The sequence below is a fragment of the Legionella sp. JM-2024 genome (genome assembly GCF_055389095.1).
In genome coordinates, this window is record NZ_AP039388.1 from 3,129,094 (window position 1) to 3,145,729 (window position 16,636).

The following is a 16,636-nucleotide window of genomic DNA, read 5'->3' on the forward strand; positions in this document are numbered from 1 at the left end:
TGATACATTTAGGTAATTTCAGATTTAATTTCGATGAGCTAATCATATCTCAAGCCTAAACGCTCCAAAAGCCCTGCAAGGGTATCATTATCAAAAAATTTTACTTTTAACCAACCTCCTTCCTCATTATCGTTTATAATTTGTACAGGAGCTCCAACTTGTTCTGCCAAGATTGTTTGTAACCTCTCAATATCCCTGTCCTTTCTGGGATTTTTTGGCTTATCAACACATTTATTTTTATAAGATTTAACTGATTGCTCTAATTGTCTTACTGACCATTCTTCTTCAATCACTTGACTTGCGAACATCTCTTGTTGATCAGGGCTTAACCCGACCAGCACGCGAGCATGTCCAAGAGACAACACTTTATCTCGAATCAAATGCTTCACTTTATCTGTTAAAGCAAGCAAACGGAGAATATTTGCAATATGGCTTCGAGACTTACCGACCAAAACAGCAATTTCATCCTGATGATAATGAAACTCATCTATTAAGCGTCTATAACCTGTAGCTTCTTCAATTAAATTCAAATCCTGGCGTTGAATGTTTTCAATTAAAGTCAGGGCACAAGCCTGTTTATCAGTATAATCGCCTATTAGACATGGAATCTCATTTAATCCCGCTAATTTGGCTGCACGCCATCTTCTTTCTCCTGCAATAATCTCATATCGTTGTTTTGCAATCGGCCTCACGATTAAAGGTTCAATCAATCCTTGTGAAGAAATTGATAGCGCCAATTCTTGCAACACAGTGGGATTAAAATCTTGTCTGGGTTGATAATGACCTGCCTGGAGGCTTTCAATAGGTAAATAAGAAAACTGAGATTGCATAAACCAAAATAATAGATAACAGGACCAGGAATTGTTTCATAATCAGAGCAGGAATGGAACAGAATCTTAACCAAGGTTATCGGTAAAATAGGGCTAATTGGCTCTACACAGAAGGCCCCTTGATTACTTCAGCTGTTCCTACAGAATTATTTTCATCTTGGACTCTAAAGAAACGAAGGTTGGAGTGATAAGCACTTTCTTTGGATCGGGAGTTAAACTCTTCAGCAAACCTGGGGTAGTTATCCAATAATTCTTTACTGAGTTTAGTGATATAAGAATCATTAGAATTCTGTATTATGCGCATGTAATGCACTGCTGTAATCATGTCCTCAGAAGTTTCTGATTTCAATAACAACTGACATGCAGACAACATAGCATTCGTACAACCTCTGGCAGCGGACTCCATAATCATCTGTTTATACTGAGATGAAGAAGGTGAATAAACCTGAGCCAAGCGAAACAACGCTAAAGGATTAGTTTTAGCCAATGCACGCATTTCAGGTAAACGCCCGACAACCGCTTGCTTTACTCGCGGATCATTAGGTGTTCGGTGTAATTGTTTTACCAAAGCAGCGAATTCACTACTTGGGTCTAATTGAGCAGCCATACCCCAACCTTTTACTTTAACGACTATTATCAGAATAAATGTTCAAAATTAAGGCATAATTAAGGCGGAACCATTTTACAATTTTTTTACACTTCCATGTTCAAATCATAATAAAGAAATCCCATTCTGAATTCATCAGAATGGGATTACGCATGATTTTTGATGCCAAGTCCTTTCTACATTACCATATTAAATAGCTTTACAATTTGTCATAACGATCCCAACCCAGATGAAAGAGCATATGAGCCAAAATCGCAGAAACCAATCCATACTGCCAGAATAAAAAACCAAAGAGTAAAGACTGCCAAAGACTTAAAATTACGAAAGAATAAACAAAACGTCGGCTTGATAAACATCCTGCAGCAATATAAGCGGGAATTTGACCCACAGCAAAAATAAATCCGCTCAAAATTATTGAGATAATAATAATTTCAGCATTAATTTGTTTACTAAACAGCAAAGCGAAAAAAGCCACTACATTCATTAAGCCCCATCGCGCAATCACTTCTTCAACAACGCCGCCATAAAGCACACATCCATCAAGACCTAAAGTAGTTCGCAATTTTGCCATTGTCTTAAAGCTTTTTTCATCAAGTATGGCACCGACTAAGCCATAATACAGTGCACAAAAAACAACCAACCCCAAAACAGCATATAAAAAAGTAGGCAATAAAATCGATTGGAAAGAGTCAAAGCTCGCCTTACCTTGCAACACCCCCTCCAATAAAGGATCTCCCAACCCAGTACGTAAAGATAAAACCGAACCCGAAAAACTCATGACAAACACCATAAATAATGTTTGCAGCACCACAAAGCGGCTGAATCTTTTTTTTAACCCCTCAGTATTATTGGCTAATAAGAAATAAACCAATCGATGCATTGAGATTAAAACACCAGGAATGGATAAACAAAATAAGACAATAATTATGGGCCAATTAATTATCATTTTTCATCCTTTCTTAATACACTATAAAAAAACCCATCCATTTCCTGTTCCCCAGGCAAAATCTGTTGGCCATAGCCAGTCCATCTCCCCCAAGACCATTTGCCATCGATCACTTGGCAATCGGAATGAGCTGCAACAAATCGAGCGATTTGTAATTCATTTTCATCCTTAAAAACGGAACATGTGGCGTAAATCATGAAACCATCCGGTGCAAGCAATGGCCACAATGATTCCAACATGGCATGTTGTAATTGAGTAACCGCCAAAACTTCTTCATTTGTTCGCAATAACTTGATATCTGAGTGACGCCTGATTACCCCGGTTGCCGAACAAGGGGCGTCTAATAAAATCCGATCAAACGGACAACCATCCCACCATTGCCCAGGTTCCAGCGCATCTCCCTCCACTACAGCCGCCTTCAAATCTAATCGATTTAAATTGTCTCTAACTCGATGTAACCTTTTAGGTTCCAAATCTAATGCAACACACGAAGCAAGATTAGGCTCTCTCTCCAGAATGTGGCATGTTTTACCCCCAGGCGCGCAACAGGCATCCAATACTCGCTGCCCGGATTTTAAGGACAACAAATGAGCCGCTAATTGAGCCGCGCCATCTTGCACTGACACACAACCTTCTGTAAAACCAGGAAGACCGGTCACGTCGCATGGCGTTGTTAAAGTAATGCCATCGGGTGCAACAGCGTGCTTAAAAGCATCAATTCCAGAGTCCTTTAGCACATCCAGATATTCTTCAACTGAATTTTTCAGCACGTTGACCCTCAATGTCAGCGGGGGATGGCTATCATTAGCCTCAGCAATGCGTTGCCAATCGTTTGGCCAATCCTGCTGCAAGCGTTGAAGTAACCAGTTCGGTTGACCATATATAAAAGCCGGTTTTTCTGTCAGTTTTTCCAGAATGTTACTTTGTTGACGACAAAAGTTTCTTAGCACCGCATTAACCAACCCTTTTGCCCAAACCTTTTTTGTCTGTCCAAGCAATGAGACCGTTTCCTTTACCACAGCATAATCCGGCTTATTCATATATTGCAATTGATAAATACCTATCAATAATACTATCCATACGGTATTATCCTTAGGTCGCTTATTTAATAAATTCTCTGCGATAGTTTGTAAACGAAAATAATGCCGGCAAAATCCATAGCAGATTTCTTTGGTCATTGGAGAGAGGTCTTCGATTGACATCGAATAAGATAAGGATTTTTTGTTTTCTATCAAAGCGATCAATATTTTTAAGGCTTGGAATCTGTCATTCATTTTCATTGCAACATTAAACCAGGGTGCAACTGTGTTTTACCAGAATTTAGCCAATCTCTAACAGAAATGACTTTTGCTCCAGGAAATTGTATTTTTTCTACCAGCAATGCGTTATTGCCAGTGGCAACCAACATCCCATTTTTATCAATATTTAATACCATACCAGGTGTTTGAGTGCTCTCAATATTGGTCACTTTTGCCTGATAAACTCTAAGCATCAGTTCTCCAGCCAAAGTATATGCAATAGGCCAAGGGTTGAATGCACGAATTTTTCTGTCGATTTCCGCTACCGATTCGTGCCAATTAATTCGGGCTTCTTCTTTATTAATTTTACCAGCATAAGTAGCTAATTCATTGTCTTGTAACTCAAATTGTACTGACCCGGAAGCGAAAGAATCTAAAGTATCTAATAACGGTTTTACTGAAATTTTTGCTAATTTATCATGCAAGTTACCGGCAGTGTCCAACGGAGTGACAGGACACACCGCTTTGCACAACATAGGACCTGTGTCCATTCCAACATCCATTTGCATAATAGTTACCCCAGATTGAGCATCACCATGTAAAATAGCATGTTGAATTGGGGAAGCTCCGCGCCAACGAGGCAAAAGAGAAGCATGCACATTAATACAACCCAAACGGGGAATCTCCAAAACAGCCTTTGGCAATATCAATCCATAGGCTATCACCACCAGTACATCAGGCTTTAATGCTGAAAGCTCTTCTATAGTTTCCAGATTTTTAAAATTAAGTGGTTGATAAACTGGTATCTCATGACTTATTGCCCATTCTTTTACAGGCGATTCTTGCAGTTTACGACCGCGGCCTGCAGGTCTGTCAGGCTGAGTATAAACAGCTTTAAGCTCATGTTTTGATTGAATTAAAGCATCCAGACAGGGTAATCCAAATTCAGGGGTTCCTGCAAAAACAATCGTTAAGCCATTCATGATTTACGAGCTTGCAAGCGCTTGAACTTATCTAATTTCCGGCGGGCTACCATTCTTTTCAACGGGGACAATAAATCCACAAACAATTTACCATTCAAATGGTCAATTTCATGTTGTAAACACTCGGCAAGCAACCCTTCACCAGTTATTTCAAAAGGCTTACCGAACCGGTCCAATGCCTTAACTGTTACTTTTTCAGCCCTGATTACAGTGTCGTAAGCGCCGGGTACTGACAAACAGCCCTCTTCAAATTCTTTTTCACCATGAGAAGAAACTATTTCAGGATTAATAATAACTAACTGCTCTTTTTTATCCCCGACAATATCAATTACTGATAAACGCAAACTGACACCTATTTGCGGTGCTGCAAGCCCAACTCCACGAGCATCATACATGGTATCAAACATATCATTAATTAATGTCTGCAAACTCTCATCGAAAGTTTCCACAGGTTTAGCTATTTTTCTTAACCGTTCATCAGGTAAGTAAAGAATCTTACGAATCGCCATTGTTTATCTAGTTCTCCACATATTAATCGTGATATTATCCCCGATATACGGTAATGCTGCAAGATGCCAGGGCTTAACTAAAGGATTGATACATGAGATATTACCTCCTCATTTTCTGTTTCATAATATCCTCCCTTACTCATGCATTAAGTTTAAGAACAGACTCCCCAACTCGTTATGTAGTACAGCCTGGGGACACATTATGGAGCATTTCCAGCCGCTATCTGAATAATCCCTGGGAGTGGAAAGCTCTATGGCGTGCTAACCCCCAGATTCCTAATCCAGATCGCCTATATCCGGGAGCAATACTCGCATTGGAATATTATCAAAATGTACCCTACCTTAGAGTTCTATCCAATGGAACCATCAAGCTTTCTCCCAGAGTAAGAGTTACCGCCACTGAGGATCCAGTTCCGCCAATACCCTTAGGTGATATCAAGCCTTTTTTGGATGAGTCATTAATTCTGGATGTTGATGTTCTAAACCGAGCTCCATATATAGTGGCACTTATGCGTGAAAGAATGCTTGGGGGGCAAGGGGATGAAGTGTATGTGAGAGGATTACATCCATCCAAAGAAATGCCTCAAGGAGCTACTATAGGGTATTCTATTTTCCGAGGTGGAAGAAATTACATAGATCCAATAACCAAAGAATTATTAGGTTATAAAGCCGTCTTAGTAGGTTATGGAGAACTGATGGCTGGCGGTGAGCCCGCGACAGTTTTATTAACCAGCATCAACGAGGGCATTAAAATTAATGATAAGGTACTCATTAATAACCACCCTGAATTTGAATTATACTTCGAACCAGAAACTCCTTCCAGGCAAGTCAAAGGATACATTATTGAAATGCCAGACAACATGCCAGTTGGAAATACACAAGGCGCTGTAGGAGGAGTTATAATAATTAACCTTGGAGAAACCTCTGGCATGAAACCTGGAGATGTTCTTGCTATCTATGGCAAGGAACGTATTGTCAATGATCCCCAAAATCATCTTAGACCAATTACCTTGCCACAGGAACGCCTCGGTGAAGCCATGATATTCCGTGTTTTCACCAAGGCCAGTTATGCCTTGATTGTGAGATCCACACGTGCCATTCAATTATTGGATACAGTAACGAACCCATGAGTAATCTACATCCCCTACTTGCCTTAAACAGGATAAATAAAATTGGGCCTCGAACTGTATTAAAATTACAAAAAAAATGGCCAGATTTAAACGCGATGTTTCGACTCTCCAGTTCTGAATTAGAACAGGCAGGCTTACCACCTGTGCTAGCACAAAACATAAAAAATTTTGATCTCGATCTTATAAATGTTGATTTGAATTGGTTAAATTCGAATGAAAATCATCATATTGTAACTTGGGATTCCCCGCATTATCCGGTATTGCTCAAAGAAATCGCTGATCCTCCCTTTGTTTTGTATGCCAAAGGTCAACTATCTGCCTTAAAACAACCCACCTTGGCTATTGTAGGTAGTCGTAGTTCGTCTATTACAGGAAATGAAAATGCTCGAGAATTTTCCAAAGAGCTGTCAGAACACGGGATAACCATAGTGAGCGGTTTGGCTCTAGGGATTGATGCCCATGCTCATTTAGGTTGTCTGGAAGCAGGAGGACAAACAATTGCAGTTTTAGGAACAGGAATTGATTGCATCTACCCACGACGACATTTAAAACTGGCTGATCAAATTACAGAGAATGGCCTGTTATTAAGCGAGTTTCCTTTAAAAAGTCCACCGATTGCTGGACATTTTCCACTCAGAAATCGTATAATAAGCGGTTTATCATTATGCATTTTGGTTATCGAGGCGGCAATTAAAAGCGGTTCTTTAATTACAGCAAGAATGGCTCTGGAACAAAACAGAGATGTATTGGCCATACCAGGATCCATTCATAACCCATTAGCCAGGGGCTGCCACCACTTATTACAACAGGGTGCAAAATTAGTAACTTCAGTGACTGATGTTCTCGACGAACTGAGAATAGAGCATCACCATGTCTCTGCTAATAAACCAATTTTTTCCCTTGCCAGTGGCAAGGAAAACCTAGTAAAGTTCATTGGTTTTGAAACCACGACCATTGATCAAATTATTGTGCGTAGTGGATATAATGTGGAACAAGTCACGAGTGAACTGGCTAAACTAGAATTGCAAGGAGCTGTTATAGCAGTTCCTGGTGGCTACATAAGGTGTGAATATGAAAGATAATTTATTTGAAATGTTATTGAACTTGTTTGAAAAAAGTCTTAATCAACTCCAGAAAGGCCATAAATCCAATGAGCAGGATGCCCAAAATCAATTGATTGAAGAAGATCTTTTAAGTCCTGATGAACAATCATTATTTATCAAATCTGCTCATCAAAAATCAACACGTATTTTTACTTATGACGAGCAAATGAAATTGACCAAAGCCAGTTATCAATTTCTAATGCGTATGAAATTGTGGAATATCATCGATATAGATCTCTTTGAATCAATAATCAATCAATTACAATTCTCTGAATCTCGTATTGTAACCTTGCAAGAAACCAAATGGACTATAAGAAATGCCCTTGCATCCACTTTGAATGAAGAGCAATTAACTTTTCTTGATCTTGTGCTATACCAAACAGAAGATGAATTAACAATTCACTAATAATGTTTGTACTGATATAACAACACATTCATGAACTGTTAGTGAGCATACACAACCAATAAAGGATAAGGTTTATTTTATATGAGTAAACATTTGGTGATCGTCGAATCTCCTGCTAAGGCTAAAACAATACAAAAATATTTAGGAAGCGATTACGACGTATTAGCATCCTATGGTCATGTACGTGATCTGCCTGCCCGTAAAGGTTCAGTAAATCCTGACCAACATTTTTCCATGACTTATGTTCCTATTGAAAAAAATTCAAGGCATATTGATACCATAGCAAAAACACTTAAAAAATCAGACTCTCTATTGCTAGCAACAGACCCTGATAGAGAAGGAGAAGCGATCTCCTGGCACATTTTTGAATTAATGAAAGAACGAAACCTCTTAAAAGACAAATCGGTACATAGAATCTTTTTTAATGAAATTACCAAAGCAGCAATCCAAGAAGCAATCAATCATCCAAGATCAATATCCATGGATTTGGTAAATGCCCAACAAGCCAGACGTGCGCTTGATTATCTGGTCGGTTTTAATTTATCCCCTTTACTATGGAAAAAAATTCGACGAGGGTTATCTGCCGGACGAGTACAAAGCCCTGCACTGAGGTTGATTGTTGAGCGAGAAGAGGAAATTGAACGTTTCATCTCTCAAGAATATTGGAAAATAATCGCAAAATGCACTCATACAAACTCAGAGTTTGAGGCACGACTGACGCATTATAACGAAGAGAAACTGCAACAATTTTCAGTCACTCAACAAGAACAAGCCTATGAAATAAAAAATCAACTGATAACTCAAGCACAAGGCTTTTTAACAGTTACCCAAATTGAAAAGAAACAGCGTAAACGCAAACCATCACCTCCCTTTATTACCTCTACCTTACAACAAGAAGCCGCTAGAAAATTAGGTTTTACTGCACGTAAAACCATGATGGTGGCACAGCAATTATACGAAGGTATAGATATAGGTACTGGAACAGTTGGTTTAATCACTTATATGCGTACTGATTCAGTCAATCTGGCAAATGAAGCGATTGAAGAAATACGCGACTATATTACTCAACGTTATAAGGCCGACAATTGCCCAAGTTCTCCCAGAGTTTATAAGACGAAATCTAAAAACGCTCAGGAAGCACATGAAGCAATTAGACCAACATCTATTAAACGAACACCCGAAATAGTGCAAAACTCTCTGACTAGTGATCAATTTAAACTTTATAGCTTAATCTGGAAACGTACCATAGCCTCCCAGATGGCTGATGCTATCCTGGATACAGTGGGCGTAGATTTTAGTTGTGGTAAAGGTCATTTATTCAGAGCTAACGGTTCAACAGTAACTTTTTCCGGATTCCTTTCTGTCTATGAAGAAGGACGGGATGATTCTAAGGACGAAGACAATGAAGATAAAATTTTGCCTGCTTTTAGTGTGGGTGAAAAAATAAAAATACTGGATATTGAAACTAATCAGCACTTTACTGAACCACCCCCAAGATATTCCGAGGCAACTTTGGTTAAAGCCCTCGAAGAATATGATATAGGCCGCCCCTCGACATACGCCTCTATCATTCATACATTACAACAACGTGAATACGTGATAGTTGAGAAAAAACGATTTTTACCAACTGATGTTGGCAGAATAGTGAATAGATTTTTAACTAATTATTTTACTCGATACGTTGATTATCAGTTTACAGCTGGTCTGGAAGATACTCTGGATGCCATTGCACGTGGAGAAAAAGATTGGATTCCTGTCCTGGAGGAGTTCTGGCAACCCTTTGTTCACCAAATCCAAAATATTGATGAACAAGTTCAGAGAAAAGATGTCACTACGGAATTATTAGATGAAAAATGCCCCAAGTGCCAAAAACCTTTGTCAATAAGACTTGGTAAACGTGGACGATTTATTGGCTGTACAGGATATCCTGATTGTGATTATACCCAAGATATAAGCGGTCCTGAGGGAGAAAAATCAGAACCTGAAGTGGTTGAAGGTCGAAATTGCCCATTATGTAATAATGCTTTGCACATTAAAACAGGTCGTTATGGACGATTTATTGGATGCAGTAATTATCCTCAATGCAAACATATAGAGCCCTTGGAAAAGCCCGCCGATACAGGTGTAACATGTCCCAAGTGTCATCAGGCTAAAATTCTGCAGCGAAAATCCAGAAAAGGTAAAATCTTCTATTCCTGTGGAAATTACCCTAAATGTGATTATGCCCTCTGGAATGAACCTATTGATTTGCCTTGTCCCAAATGCGCTTGGCCAATCTTAACCATAAAAGACAGCAAAAAATTTGGTCGCCAAATTCTTTGTCCTCGTGAGGGTTGCGATTACTCGGCCAAAGAAGACTAAGGTAATTTGTTACTTATGTGTTCCTGCAGATTCGCCTCGTATCTTTGAGTCCAAATCAACCAAAACGAGTTTCATAAACACTGAGTTGAGCGAATTTTTGATGTTCTAAGAAAATGTAAGTCACATAAACTTTTAGTTACTACCAGATATACTCGCCGTGGTGGTGTTGATATTAACCCTCGGAGATACACCACAAATTTTGGTGAAGGATTTAATCATCGCTTGGCAAGACAATAATCAATTTGTGAGAATAACAATTTCAGCGACTCATTGAGAGTGAGTGGATCATAAAACAAGCCAAATTATATAGAATACTAACATTTCTCCGTTGATCTCTATTTAACAATTCATCAATCTTATATTCGATGCCACGTAAAAGTTGCTCCATCTCCTCCAATTTCTTTTCGGTGTCCATGTTAATCCCCTGTGCTGATAAATTTATTATATATAAGCACAGAAGAGAGAATTTGAATTCAGATAAATATAGTTAAATCAGCTTACATATCCAACTTTGGAAGAAACCAAGCCCATAAAAAATTCATATATGTGATATACAAACAATCAATTTTTATTGCATGTCGTCAGACATTAAAATCACTCTCATTGTCTTATTAATTATCTACTTGTATTTATGAAAGCGAAAGATGAATTGCAGAATAAGCTATTACCCTCATCCCAAACTCAATTGGCTGATTTATACCTTTATGATAAAGATGGAGTATCTTTATATGATTGGGTCTATAGAACAGGCAATCAGAGTACCCTGAATTATATTTATAAACATCTAATCGTACCCTATTATCAAAACCAGGATGAGAAAATTGACACTAAGCAAACCGATGAAGCAGGTTATACACTACTGCATTGGGCGATTCTTTGTCGTCAATCGCTTAAGCAAATCAAAGAACTGGAGAATCTGGGGTTTAGTTTTGATGCTGTTTCTCCTTATCAAGTCACTGTCTTACATCTTGCAGCGGGAGCAGGAGATCCTGAAGTAGTTCAATATTTGCTGTCTCGTCATGAAGCAAAGGTGAATGCTGCCCGTGCAAATGATGGCGCCACTGCTTTATATATGGCTGCAGAAAACGGTCATGCTGAAGTGGTCAAACTCTTACTCACTTATGATAAACATGCTGAAGCCATCAAACGTTGGTTAGCTTATGATCGAATTAATGTGAATGCTGTCTGCACAACTGATGGTGCTACTGCTTTATTTATTGCAGCACAAAACGGTCATGCTGAAGTGGTCAAATGCTTGCTCGTTCACAGTAAAACGGATGTGGATGCGGCTCGTACAGATGGCGCTACTGCTTTATTTATAGCAGCACAAAATGGTTATGATGAAATAGTGAATTGTTTATTGGCTAATAAAGCTTCTGTTGCATCAGGAATGCAGGCCGATGTTCACTTTTTACTGGCTTTAGCAGAAAAACTTCATTGCAAAAGTGCACTAACAGTTTGGTTGGAAACCCAATTTCAAGCCCCTCTCCCTGAGCACATCCCTGGCATTACTCCACTTGATATAGCAATCATTGCTGGGCACAATCACATCGCACAACGACTATTAGAGGAAGCAAATGATTTTTCGCATGGAAAAATCATACAAGCCTTACAGATAGCAAAAGCCATGGCTAATCAAGCCATAGTTGAGCAATTGCAAACGATTTTGCAGCATAATCAGACAGAACAAAGCAGTGTTCAACCTCAAGTAAGTGTTGGCACAAGCGGCTTTTTTGCTAACGCCAGCGGTGGTGAAGTCTCTTCATCAAACACTTCATGTACCATGTCCGAAAAGTATAATTAGCAAATTCCAAGGGTAGGTATTCATTTCTTTCTCGTGCTGCTCTGATTGTAGTAAACGCCTGATTGGCGCAAGCGACAATTAGGTTTTCGGTGAAACTTCTTAAAAGCTGATTGACAATCCCGGATGTCCGTTAACACAGCCATCCAGATTCAGACTATTGGATTGCGAATAATCTGTCTGTGTTATTCGTAATCCATTAATTCATCAAATTATCTCAACTCACTAAGGGATTGTTATTTTTCTGTAAGTATAACTTGGCCAACTGATAAGAAGCATAATCCGTGATATGTCCTGAATCGCGAAACACAGGAATGCCATGAATATCTACTTTACAAACTCCTGAGGTACATTGGACCGTTCGAGGATCAATAATAATTAGCTGAGAGTATTTTCTTTGCATTTTTGCAAATAAATCATCACTCCAAATTTGTTCGCTAACATCCAATTTAAAATCACATTGCTCAGGATTATATTTTTTACGTAGTTTTATGTGCTCAAAAAAACAACTGTAAGGATTTCCTTTAGATAGTGCTATTGATTTGATTAGTACAGGTTTGGCTCCTGAAGCAACAATAATTTGTAAGGCTTCATCCAAAGCATTTTCGATACGCTTTAAAGTAAGCTCTTGTGATCGCTCATCATCCAATTGATTAATAATTCTATCCCCTAAATAGCCGTTCCAATTTTGGCCTAAAATGACATAATCATAATGGTTTGTTTTAATCATATTAAAATAACGACTGGTTTGATCATGACATTCCTGGTAAATCTTATTTTTAATATTCCAATCAAATTGATATATTCCGGGCAAAGCAAGACACGCAACAGTGGCATGTGCTAAAACAGAAATGTTCGCTTCCTTTGCGAGCGTATCCATAAATCCCCAATGCTGATTGGAGTAAGAATCACCAATCATAAACCCTGTTCGACTATCCAAATTTTTTGCGCCCAGAACACACTGATTATTAACTTCAGTATTCTTTCGTTCAAGACACAAAGGCCTCAGTACATTGTTGTATTTATTTAATTCCGCATAAACTTGAGTCGCTTCATTAAAACGATGAGGATACCCCATATTCTTTTTAATTAAGTAATCACTCAGGTGGGTAACAATAATAGGCATCACTAACAAACAAGCCACTGTGTAACTGAACCTGATTCGAGCCAATTGCCTTGCCGGTTTTTCAATAAATCTCCAGGAAAGGTAAGCGATAATAAACACCAACCCAAAGGTAAATAATAATATTGGGCTGGACTCTTCAATATTTAAATAACGAATTACCGCAAATACAGGCCAATGCCAAATATACAAAGAATAAGAAATTAACCCCACGAATACCAAAGGTCTTAATGAAAGACTACGAGTCATAATTGATTTCGGATCTTGCTTTCCTGCACCAATCAATACAGCGGTCGCAAGGCATAAAATTAAGGTGTACCAATTAGGAAATCCTATATTAATATCATCATGCATCGCTATATAAAATAGCGTTATAACCGCAAAAATCGTTAGAAAATTTAGTAAATATTTATTAATTAAAAAACGATTTGTTCCTGAGGCAACACAAGACCCAATCAAAAACTCAAAAATACGACTGGAAAATTGATAGTAGGTTTTTGCAGGATTACTCCATGAATAATACATAGACAAGGCAAAAAAACTGATAGTTAGCAAATAGATTATTTTTGATCTATGTTGTTGACTAACTAACCTATAAAGTAAATAAATTCCAACAGGTAAGATAAAATAACATTGCCATTCAATGGATAAAGACCACATATGGAGAAGAGGCAACTGGTTACTTTCGGGAGAAAAATAATTGCTCGTTACATTTTTAAAAAAAACATTTGATGTAAAAATAGAAGTCTTACGAGCACTTTTACTAAAAAGCATCAGATCATCAGGTAAATAATAAAACAGCGTCACTAATGTGGTTATTAAAATCAGACAAATAAAGATCGGCTGCAATCGCCATAATCGCCTACTGTAAAATTCAGTGAAAGAAAAATGATTATTTTGCAGAGATTTTTGAATGATGCTGGTAATTAAAAAACCTGAAATAACAAAAAAAATATCAACGCCTATAAACCCAGACGGAAAAAGGGTCAACCCTCCATGGAAAAATAAAACAAATAAAATAGCAATTGCTCTTAAGCCATCAATATCTGAACGATAGTTCACACTACAATTTCCATAAAAAATAATGGTTGATTTATTCTAGGCGTCGTTTACATTTCTACTAATCTGTTCGCCAGAATAGTAAAATGTAAACAGCCCTAATCTTATCATCATCCGGAACTCTTTATTACTTCTCAAAAGACGACAACTTGAAAGTTACGATTTATATCACAATAATTTTCTTTTAGTGAGAATTATTTTATTGTGGCTCATTCATAAGCTGCTCGATATACCGTCTACAGGTCAACGGTTTATGCAAATAGTTAATTAAATAGCGAGTTCCACCAGTGCCTGTGATTATCAAAGTACCATAACCCAAAATACTGCCCAAAATAGATTGGCGTATGTCTATCGTTTCAATTTTATTTAAAGGTATATCAACCGTTTGCCTTACTATTATTCCAGTACGTAAAATCACTTGTTTTCTTTTTATGGTAATAGAGGAAAAATGATAAGTAACCCAAGTAATCAATATCCAAACCAGTGCAAAAAATCCTAAAAAAAGGCTGACTTCGTGTAATTGCACAATGTAAATATAAATTGCCATAGCAATACCTAATCCAACGAAAGGACCAAAAAATATGATCCAGTGCAATCTGGTAAAATAAATTACATTGCTTTCAGTAGTATTTTCAGCCATTGATCACCTTTATATGCTTTAAAAAAATATAATATTGCACTTAGCATTAATTTGCTATTCTATACATAAATCTAATTTTTTTTCGATATACTTCGCACGGTCACAATTTGCGGTTTTTTGACGCGGTGATTTTTGTTCCAATTTGGTGATTAAATCGCAGCGCAATAGCTGGACTATTGCCAAGATTTAATCACCAAATTGGGGCAAAAAGCACCAGGTAAAAACCGCAAATTGTGACCGTGCGAAGTATAGCTAACTCTTTGGTACATACCTCTAATAATTAAGGCAAAAATCATGAAATCCATCAATCAATGCCTAAACAAACAGCTCAGTGAAATTTGCCAGCGCTCCATGCAACTGGAAGAGTTATCGCTTAAAATTTCCCAGTTTTTTCCTGCCAATTTAACCTCCAAGTTTCAGGTCGGCAGTTTTAACAAAGGGAGCTTGGTTTTAACAACAACCAGTTCTGCTTTTGCATCCCAAATACGTTATTTACTTCCCGATTTACGTGATAAATTAAGAAAAGAAGCAGGATTGTATCAATTGTCTTCTATTAAAATTAGCATTATCGAACCTCCCTCTCAATTGGAAAACACTGTACAAAAAAACTCTGTTGTTCTGTCAGAGAAAGCCAAAGCGACTATTATCAGTGAAAGCCAACATTGCACCTACGAACCGCTGCAAAAAGCTTTGCTTCATTTAGCTAAAGGCGAATAATCCTGGAAAATGCTGCCAAGTTAGCGTTCAATTCATTAGGTTGTGTCCTTGGATTAATGCATCAAGTGAATTGGTCTTTCTCGCTCAAGCGTCTATGGACTCATCCAATTCTACAGGACTCTTAAAGGAATGGTTCTCAGCCTATGTGGGACAACAAGGTTTCTTTTGGGAATTTATTGTTCTTACATCCATTCGAAGTCACAGTCATCTATTAATGACTTGCTTATATCATGAATTTGGCTTGTGATATATCTTCACCATCTTGGAACGATTAAAATGCATTATAATCAAATTAATTAGCAATACTTTTTAAAGATGATCATGCTGAAACAAATTATACTGACTGGCCTTACTATTATAAGTATTGTTGTTCTACTAATGTACCTCTTCCAGCGGCATCTTATTTATTTCCCCAATAGGCACACTCCAAAGTTAGAGGAATTCAATGCAAGCGATATGAGCATAGTGTCATTACACACAAAAGATAATTTACATTTAAAATCCTGGTATAAACCTGCAAGTAAACATCATCCAACGATACTTTATTTACATGGTAACGCTGGGCATATAGGTTATAGAATGCCTTTAGTACGTGAATTTATTGATGCAGGGTTAGGAGTATTTTTATTAGAATATCGTGGCTATGGAGGTAATCCCGGTAAACCCAATGAAGAAGGACTATATGACGATGGCAGTGCAGCAATCCAGTTTTTACTTCAGCAGGGGATATCATCAAAACACCTGATTTTATATGGAGAATCCATAGGTACAGGAGTAGCAACTCAACTTGCCACAAAATATCCTGTATGTGCCGTTATTCTTCAATCACCTTTCACGTCTTTGACTAACCTGGCACAATACCATTATCCATTGAGTTTTCTTAAACCCTGGGATCGATATAATTCCATTGAGCGTATGAAAAAAATTAATGCTCCTATACTTGTACTGCATGGTAAATTGGATCATATTGTCCCCTATCAAGAAGGGCTCAAAATTTTTAATGAGGCGAATGAGCCTAAGAAAATGATCTCCTTTGACAACAAAGAACATAATGATTTATGGAATGCAGACAATTTCTCTAAAGAAATTATTCAATTTGCCTTAAACTATTGTTCATAACGGAAATAAACATATTAAGTAGTTTAGGGGCAGTTTACATTTCTACTATCTTGGCCAAGCTGAC

The 16,636-nt window shown here is 37.8% G+C and carries 15 protein-coding genes; 7 read left to right on the plus strand and 8 right to left on the minus strand.

The genetic code is table 11. From position 1 onward, the window contains the following. Positions 1-38 precede the first annotated feature (38 nt). The 6 genes from ACZ5EK_RS13670 to def all read right to left on the minus strand — a co-directional run bounded on the left by ACZ5EK_RS13670 (position 39) and on the right by def (position 5,113). Positions 39-830 (minus strand): ParB/RepB/Spo0J family partition protein, encoded by a 792-nt coding sequence (locus ACZ5EK_RS13670; RefSeq protein WP_464425246.1) that lies wholly within the window; start codon positions 828-830, stop codon positions 39-41. A gap of 103 nt (positions 831-933) precedes the next feature. Further along, entirely contained in the window at positions 934-1,437 is a 504-nt protein-coding gene (locus tag ACZ5EK_RS13675; RefSeq protein WP_464430223.1) for a Dot/Icm T4SS effector Ceg33, read from the minus strand. Positions 1,438-1,636: 199 nt separating this feature from the next. Next, positions 1,637-2,383: a CPBP family glutamic-type intramembrane protease gene (locus ACZ5EK_RS13680; protein ID WP_464430225.1), complete on the minus strand. Its 747-nt coding sequence runs from the start codon at positions 2,381-2,383 to the stop codon at positions 1,637-1,639. Continuing rightward, entirely contained in the window at positions 2,380-3,663 is a 1,284-nt protein-coding gene (rsmB, locus tag ACZ5EK_RS13685) for a 16S rRNA (cytosine(967)-C(5))-methyltransferase RsmB (RefSeq protein WP_464430226.1), read from the minus strand. Before rsmB ends, ACZ5EK_RS13680 begins: the two co-directional genes overlap by 4 nt. Continuing rightward, entirely contained in the window at positions 3,660-4,604 is a 945-nt protein-coding gene (fmt, locus tag ACZ5EK_RS13690) for a methionyl-tRNA formyltransferase (protein ID WP_464430227.1), read from the minus strand. The genes rsmB and fmt overlap by 4 nt, the downstream gene beginning before the upstream one ends. After that, complete coding sequence (gene def, locus ACZ5EK_RS13695; RefSeq protein WP_464430228.1) at positions 4,601-5,113, minus strand: peptide deformylase; 513 nt, start codon at positions 5,111-5,113, stop codon at positions 4,601-4,603. The genes fmt and def overlap by 4 nt, the downstream gene beginning before the upstream one ends. A gap of 92 nt (positions 5,114-5,205) precedes the next feature. Between def and ACZ5EK_RS13700 the strand changes: the two genes are divergently transcribed. The 5 genes from ACZ5EK_RS13700 (at position 5,206) to ACZ5EK_RS13720 (ending at position 11,917) form a co-directional block, all read left to right on the plus strand. Next, on the plus strand, positions 5,206-6,243 hold the full coding sequence (locus ACZ5EK_RS13700; RefSeq protein WP_464430229.1) for a LysM peptidoglycan-binding domain-containing protein: 1,038 nt from the start codon (positions 5,206-5,208) through the stop codon (positions 6,241-6,243). Then, a complete protein-coding gene (gene dprA, locus ACZ5EK_RS13705) occupies positions 6,240-7,325 on the plus strand; it encodes a DNA-processing protein DprA (RefSeq protein WP_464430230.1) in 1,086 nt (361 codons plus the stop codon). Before ACZ5EK_RS13700 ends, dprA begins: the two co-directional genes overlap by 4 nt. Next, on the plus strand, positions 7,315-7,752 hold the full coding sequence (locus ACZ5EK_RS13710) for a DUF494 family protein (protein WP_464425258.1): 438 nt from the start codon (positions 7,315-7,317) through the stop codon (positions 7,750-7,752). The genes dprA and ACZ5EK_RS13710 overlap by 11 nt, the downstream gene beginning before the upstream one ends. Before the next feature lie 81 nt (positions 7,753-7,833). After that, the gene (gene topA / locus ACZ5EK_RS13715; protein ID WP_464430231.1) at positions 7,834-10,113 is read left to right on the plus strand and encodes a type I DNA topoisomerase; all 2,280 of its coding nucleotides are present in this window, start codon (positions 7,834-7,836) and stop codon (positions 10,111-10,113) included. Positions 10,114-10,744: 631 nt separating this feature from the next. Next, on the plus strand, positions 10,745-11,917 hold the full coding sequence (locus tag ACZ5EK_RS13720) for an ankyrin repeat domain-containing protein (RefSeq protein WP_464430232.1): 1,173 nt from the start codon (positions 10,745-10,747) through the stop codon (positions 11,915-11,917). Positions 11,918-12,131: 214 nt separating this feature from the next. Here ACZ5EK_RS13720 and ACZ5EK_RS13725 read toward each other — a convergent pair whose 3' ends face one another. Next, positions 12,132-14,099, minus strand: coding sequence for an acyltransferase family protein (locus tag ACZ5EK_RS13725; protein ID WP_464430233.1), 1,968 nt, complete (start codon positions 14,097-14,099; stop codon positions 12,132-12,134). A 196-nt stretch (positions 14,100-14,295) separates the two neighbouring features. Then, a complete protein-coding gene (locus tag ACZ5EK_RS13730; RefSeq protein WP_464430234.1) occupies positions 14,296-14,736 on the minus strand; it encodes a PH domain-containing protein in 441 nt (146 codons plus the stop codon). 294 nt (positions 14,737-15,030) lie between these two features. Here ACZ5EK_RS13730 and ACZ5EK_RS13735 point away from each other — a divergent pair, with 294 nt between their 5' ends. Then, entirely contained in the window at positions 15,031-15,453 is a 423-nt protein-coding gene (locus tag ACZ5EK_RS13735) for a DciA family protein (RefSeq protein ID WP_464430235.1), read from the plus strand. A gap of 321 nt (positions 15,454-15,774) precedes the next feature. Continuing rightward, positions 15,775-16,572 carry an alpha/beta hydrolase gene (locus tag ACZ5EK_RS13740; protein WP_464430236.1) on the plus strand — a complete coding sequence of 266 codons (798 nt, stop codon included), beginning with the start codon at positions 15,775-15,777 and terminating at the stop codon, positions 16,570-16,572. The last annotated feature ends 64 nt before the right edge of the window (positions 16,573-16,636 follow it).

Coding starts and splice junctions, on each gene's coding strand:
- ACZ5EK_RS13670 (WP_464425246.1), bottom strand. CDS start 830: ATGCAATCTCAGTTTTCTTATTTACCTATTGAAAGCCTCCAGGCAGGT.
- ACZ5EK_RS13675 (WP_464430223.1), bottom strand. CDS start 1,437: ATGGCTGCTCAATTAGACCCAAGTAGTGAATTCGCTGCTTTGGTAAAA.
- ACZ5EK_RS13680 (WP_464430225.1), bottom strand. CDS start 2,383: ATGATAATTAATTGGCCCATAATTATTGTCTTATTTTGTTTATCCATT.
- rsmB (WP_464430226.1), bottom strand. CDS start 3,663: ATGAAAATGAATGACAGATTCCAAGCCTTAAAAATATTGATCGCTTTG.
- fmt (WP_464430227.1), bottom strand. CDS start 4,604: ATGAATGGCTTAACGATTGTTTTTGCAGGAACCCCTGAATTTGGATTA.
- def (WP_464430228.1), bottom strand. CDS start 5,113: ATGGCGATTCGTAAGATTCTTTACTTACCTGATGAACGGTTAAGAAAA.
- ACZ5EK_RS13700 (WP_464430229.1), top strand. CDS start 5,206: ATGAGATATTACCTCCTCATTTTCTGTTTCATAATATCCTCCCTTACT.
- dprA (WP_464430230.1), top strand. CDS start 6,240: ATGAGTAATCTACATCCCCTACTTGCCTTAAACAGGATAAATAAAATT.
- ACZ5EK_RS13710 (WP_464425258.1), top strand. CDS start 7,315: ATGAAAGATAATTTATTTGAAATGTTATTGAACTTGTTTGAAAAAAGT.
- topA (WP_464430231.1), top strand. CDS start 7,834: ATGAGTAAACATTTGGTGATCGTCGAATCTCCTGCTAAGGCTAAAACA.
- ACZ5EK_RS13720 (WP_464430232.1), top strand. CDS start 10,745: ATGAAAGCGAAAGATGAATTGCAGAATAAGCTATTACCCTCATCCCAA.
- ACZ5EK_RS13730 (WP_464430234.1), bottom strand. CDS start 14,736: ATGGCTGAAAATACTACTGAAAGCAATGTAATTTATTTTACCAGATTG.
- ACZ5EK_RS13735 (WP_464430235.1), top strand. CDS start 15,031: ATGAAATCCATCAATCAATGCCTAAACAAACAGCTCAGTGAAATTTGC.
- ACZ5EK_RS13740 (WP_464430236.1), top strand. CDS start 15,775: ATGCTGAAACAAATTATACTGACTGGCCTTACTATTATAAGTATTGTT.